We start from the raw sequence: 5,751 nt of genomic DNA on the forward strand, positions 1-5,751 counted from the left end.
TTAAGACTCAGATGTGCATATTTAAATAATGAGATTAAAATGGGTAGGTATGCTTAGTTAAAAAGCGGGATGCTCCCTTTACTTCTAGCTCTGGGTCTGATCATCCCAAGCAATACACCCATTTCGTCCAAAAATATCAGATTTTCTGGTTCGACATCTCGGATTTTTTCCCAATATTCTAGGCGCTTCTTTTGATTAATTTCTTTATGGGCTTGACTGCTCCGTAATGTTTTTTTTTCAAAGTGAGTTCCAGCTTTTTGAGGAATCGGCACATAGCACTCTCGCTCAACCATACTCCTGTTTTTTCGTGCCAATACTCACAGTATTCTGAAGCGTGTGTAATCTGGATACTGAGCTACCATCTCTTCAATCTGTTGTTCGTGACCAAACAGTAGGCTCGGTTTACCACCCTTGGCCTGACTAGGGAGTAATTTTCCTGTCTCTTTTTTTCGCTTTAGTAGTGCTTGTACCGTACTTTTACGCTCCTTGAAATCTTTCTGCTACTTTCCGAATAGAGGCGTTACCTGCTTCGTAAGTGTCAACGATCTTTTGGCGCATATCTAGGGAGTAGGGTTTCATTTTTCTCTTTTTTACCACCTCTACTATTGTACCTAATTGTTAAGCAAAGTGCTGTATTGTACTTGACAAAACGCGCAATATCTAGACCTAGGCATTCAGTCAGCAGCGGTTCTATAATGTTGCTGCATCTTTCGTCACGACTGGTGAGGATAAGTCAATGGAAAAAGGATTCGCTTCTGTGGTATGTACGAAAAAATCAGAACCCGGGCAAAACGGATCCCAACCCATCTCCGTCCAAGACTTACAAGCGAGCTTCTCAACTTATTTTGATGACTTACCAGACCCGAGAGTTGAGCGAACCAAACAACACCTACTCAAAGACATTCTATTAAACTCAGCGAGACTGTCACCAATCCCGCTGGTCTTCAAAACCGTGCATGAGACTTTCACCTCACACGGCTCCTCAATGCTTTGGTGCTTGTTACGCATACCTCATTGTCCATTTATCATCGACTTTTTCAAGTTTTCTGGTGGACTTAGGCTTGGCACTATTGCAGCCAGATTGGTTGCCGAGACTGCCATCGATAGCTGTCTTTGTGTCGTGGCAATGTCTGTGAAGGAGTTGCCAATTATCGTAAGAATCCTTTCCACCTTGCGATTTAGGGATTCTGTGGTCAATTTCCATCACATCGTTTTCACGGAAAAACAATCCACAGTGGGTACACTTCCCTTTTTGACTTTTCAGGAGTTTCGATACCCTACTTGGCATTTCTGGGTTTTTACCCATTCTTGTACTCCAATAAACCAGATTCCCGTCGTATGGAGACGATTCGCCTTTAACTTTTATATGTCGCACTATTGGAGTGTCGGCATGGTCTAGTAACCGAAGTGAGGTTTATCCTTCCTTCTTGGTTGCGAATACCCAGTTATCACCGTTTAGAGGATGCCAATATTTCTTTGCCACCCATTCCCCATTCTTTGAGGGGTGACGGCGTTTTGCCCAAGCTCTTAACTTTTGGTACATGAGGTCATCGATGTCTGAGTAAGCAACCTTACTTACTACAGTCGCATAGTAGTTAGCCCATCCCCGGATAATTGGGTTTAAATGGCTGATTAGCGACGCTTGTGGTGCTGCCTTGTGGGCTTCAATAACTCTAGCGATTTGGTCGTAATGTACCTTTTGCTTCTGCTTACTTGGGGTGATGATTGTCTTAAAACCTTGTTTTGAGTGATACTTTCCTACTGGAAATTGTTGTATCTTGAACCCTAGGAAGTCGAATCCTGGGTTTTCTTGCTCATACTGGTTAAGGGTGTGGGCAAGTCTCGTTTTAGAAGGCTTAAGTTCCAAGTTCATGCCTTTTAACCATTCGGAGATAATCTCTTTGCATCTTTGAACAACAGTTATGTCTTCGTGGAGAATCACGAAGTCATCGGCATAACGAATCAGCCTAAGACTATTACGGTTATCCCTTTTGCCTTTGCCGCTTCTAGTAGGCAATGTTTCTGCAAACTGTTTAATTCGTTCTTCCATCCCGTGGAGGGCAATATTTGCCAGTAATGGAGAAATAACCCCACCCTGTGGAGTACCCTCAGATGTTGGAAACAACTGCATAACATCCATCACTCCCGCTTTTAACCATGCACGAATCTGTCGGCGAATGGTGGGGAATGTATTTAATTTATTGAGCAGTGCTTCATGGTTAATCCGGTCGAAACATTTAGTTATATCGGCATCAAGCACATATTTAGGCTTTTTACTGATGCTTGAAAATATAGCCTCGACTGCATCTTGGCATGAACGTCCAGGTCTGAACCCGTATGAGTTAGGTTCAAATCGCGCTTCCCATTCTGGTTCTAATACCAGTTTGACAAGTGCTTGCAAGGCTCGGTCTTCCATTGTAGGTATGCCTAATGGTCGTTTCTCTTCCGTCCCAGGCTTGGGAATCCATACTCGCCTAGTCGGACTAACTTTAGACCCCAGTTTTATATTATTTACTAACTTTAAACGTGCTGCTGGGGATAAGGATTTAACTCCGTCCACTCCTGCCGTTTTCTTGCCAGTATTATCCTGGGTTACTCTACGAACCGCTAACACCTTTGCTGACCAAGACTTCATCAACGTCTTTTGGAGTCTGCGTATTGCTTTCACATCACCACGTTGAGAGGCTTGAAAAATTCTCTTTTGGAGCTTATAAACCTTACGTTCTAGCTTTCGCCAGTTGACTTGGTTCCATTCTACCGTAGTCTTTAAACTCGTTTTAGACATTTTTACTCACTACTTGAGACTTTCCCTTCCAAATCATCGTGAGTCCGTCTGCATATCCTGGGCATTACCCCAGGCTTTTAAGCTTCTGACCCAATCTTTCCTACTCGTTGCATACGGTTAGCACCTACTACAGGGATTCGACCACCTGAGAGCAGACGAGAGGTTATCTCGTTCCGAATGACCATACTGTGTACCTTTAGAGTGATGTTATTCGCCGGGTTTATCGGAAGTGCTTGTTGGTCAAATTACAACTTGCCAACTCCTTTTATCCTGTGCCTTTTGGCTCCAGCGCATTAAGCCTTATTTCGCTGGTTCATGGTAACGACGATTCAAACACATCTTCAAGCCGAGGCTTTACTCATGGGTACTTTTGCTCAATGCTTACCGACTTAGGCTGTCAGTAGTAACATCTTTTCTCCCCGCTTTACGGATTGATGGCTAGTCGCTACCGTAGGGGAGATGCTTTCACCGCTGCACCTGCGGGGTAGGATTTGAGTGTTCTAGGGTACTGATTCTCACCTACATGGTCATTCAGTTGTCAAGGTTCTGTTCCTTGCGGCTAATCCCCCTAATCCTTTATAGGACTGGTTTCTAGCCAACGATACGCACTGTAATTACCATATTAGCTGTCATCGCCGGAGCTGATGGGTGGGAAGACATAGAAAATTATGGGGTTAGCAAGCAGAAATGGTTGGAGGAATTTTTAGAGTTACCAAATGGAATCCCCAGCGATGATACATTTCGTCGGGTCTTTGAAAAGCTAAACCCGAAAGCTTTAGAACAGAAGTTATCCCAATGGCTTCAGCAAATCATGGGTGCAGTTTTCCAAGAAATCATCCCGATTGATGGCAAAAGTTTGCGAGGTTCTTATGACGCCTGAGAAAGGTTTAAAAAACCTACATTTAGTCACAGCTTGGGCAAGCGAACAACGTTTGGTACTCGGGCAAGTCAAAGTTGAAGACGATTCCAATGAAATCACAGCGATTCCTGCCTTAGTGGAATTAATCGACATTGCGGGAGCGATTATCACCATCGATGCGATGGGAACTCAAACCGAAATTATCCGACTTATTAGCCAGAAAAAAGCTGATTATGTCGTCAGGGTAAACGCATCTTAATTTCAACCTAAAACATGATGATAAGATGAAGTATTTAGCTAAATCAAGTGCGTAATTCATAGGTGCGATCTCGATAGCGAAAGGGTTTACTTCGACTTTAACTTCCCAACAAAAAACAATAGGTGTATCGCATTCAACAGACTTATTGAACGTTAGTTTTTTAAACCATTTTGAGACATTGACCGATCCAAGAATAGAAAGAAGTAAAGAGCATTTACTAATAGATATTGTAGCCATTGCGATTCTAGCTGTCATCAGCGGTGCGGATGGATGGGGAGCAATAGAACTCTATGGAAAAGCTAAATATGAATGGCTAAAAGGTTTTCTGGAACTGCCGAATGGAATTCCTTCTCATGATACATTTAGTCTCCTTATTTGCTCGAATTGAACCGAAGCAGTTTCAAGAGTGTTTTTTGAGTTGGGTAAATTCAATTACCCAAAAATTGGAGCTAGAAGTCATAGCCATCGATGGCAAAACAATGAAATAATCTTATGACCGGAATCAAAGCCAAAAACCGTTACATATAGTCAGTGCATGGTCGGCGTCCCATCAATTAGTTTTAGGGCAAAAAAAAGTCAATAAAAAATCCAACGAAGTGACAGCGATTCCGGCTTTGTTAGAGCTGCTAGAAATTGAAGAAAGCATAATAACCATCGAGGCTCGCTTGATGTCAGAAAGAAATAGCAGCGCTCATAATTAAGAAGAAAGGAGATTATCTTTTAGCGCTAAAGGGAAATCAAAAACTTCTTCATAAAGACGTAAAAAAATGGTTTGAATTAGCTCGAAAAGAAGAGTTTGCTGGCAGAGAGCATAGCTATTATCAACAAATAGAAGCAGGGCATCATCGAGTTGAAAAAAGACAAATTTGGACGGTGGCCGTCTCGGAGTTGCTACCTCTTCATAATCAATCATTATGGAATGGATTAAAAACGGTTGTGATGGTCATAAGTGAAAGACGTTTGTGGAATAAAACTACCACCGAAGTTCGGTTTTATTTAAGTAGTTTAGCCAGTAATGCCGAGAAGATTTCTCAAGCAATTCGCAGTCATTGGGGTATTGAAAATAGCTTACATTGGACATTAGATGTTACTTTTTCTGAAGACAAGAGTCGCATTCGTAAAGATCATTCTCCTAAAAATTTTACTCTTCTACGTCGCGAGTGCTGTCAATTTACTGAAACAGGAAAAAGGATTTAAAGGAAGTTTAAAAATGAAGCGGTATCTGGCGGGAATGGATAATAATTATTTAGTTCAAATTTTAGACTCTGCCAGCTAACGCTCGAAAACTAAAACGGATTCCCGATCTAAATTGATTCAGCTTTGAGAATTCAGAAGTCCTTAAAGCTCGATTTTAACTGGGTTAATTGCATCAGATTTAAGAGTTTTAAGAATGGTTTTCTCAGATAATAACTCATGCACAAATATGATTTTCTGTCAACTTAATTTATAGCATTTATCGGAAAGATGAGGTATGATATAACTGACTTGAAAGGAGTGAAAAATATAAGACCCCAAAATGTTATGCAATCTAATTGAATGGAGCGGGAGCGAGCACTCGCTCGGCTCATAGGAGGGACTGGATTCACAGCAGTCACTCGAATCACAATTATCCAGAATTTTAGCAAGGATCACACATTAGTAAAAATGAAAACTTATTCGATTGATTTTAGACAAAAAATTATGGATGTGTACCATAATGAACCGCTGTCACAAAGAGCAATAGCCAACCGTTTTTGTGTAGCCCTAAGTTTTGTCCAAAAATTGGTTAAACAATAGACCTCTTGCAAAATAATTTTATGATATAATGGAAAGTTTTGCTTGACTGGATTGAATCCCAACTATTAACTT

General features: G+C 41.3%; 1 protein-coding gene and 4 pseudogenes. 3 read left to right on the top strand and 2 right to left on the bottom strand.

Annotation, left to right across the window (positions count from 1 at the left end):
- Nucleotides 1-53 precede the first annotated feature (53 nt).
- Nucleotides 54-272: a hypothetical protein gene (locus tag QUA74_RS29040; RefSeq protein WP_333336123.1), complete on the bottom strand. Its 219-nt coding sequence runs from the start codon at nt 270-272 to the stop codon at nt 54-56.
- Between the two features lie 643 nt (nt 273-915).
- Nucleotides 916-2,785, bottom strand: a pseudogene (gene ltrA, locus QUA74_RS29045) (group II intron reverse transcriptase/maturase); the annotation flags it as partial.
- Between the two features lie 613 nt (nt 2,786-3,398).
- On the opposite strand from ltrA, the pseudogene QUA74_RS29050 reads away from it, so the two are divergent.
- The 3 pseudogenes from QUA74_RS29050 to QUA74_RS29060 all read left to right on the top strand — a co-directional run.
- Nucleotides 3,399-3,900 (top strand): annotated as a pseudogene (locus QUA74_RS29050) (ISAs1 family transposase); the annotation flags it as partial.
- A gap of 76 nt (nt 3,901-3,976) precedes the next feature.
- Nucleotides 3,977-5,179: pseudogene (locus QUA74_RS29055) on the top strand (ISAs1 family transposase).
- Between the two features lie 368 nt (nt 5,180-5,547).
- Nucleotides 5,548-5,676, top strand: a pseudogene (locus QUA74_RS29060) (IS630-like element ISMae26 family transposase); the annotation flags it as partial.
- Nucleotides 5,677-5,751 lie beyond the last annotated feature (75 nt).

Source organism: Microcoleus sp. LAD1_D3, from assembly GCF_036702135.1.
Classification (GTDB): Bacteria; Cyanobacteriota; Cyanobacteriia; order Cyanobacteriales; family Microcoleaceae; genus Microcoleus.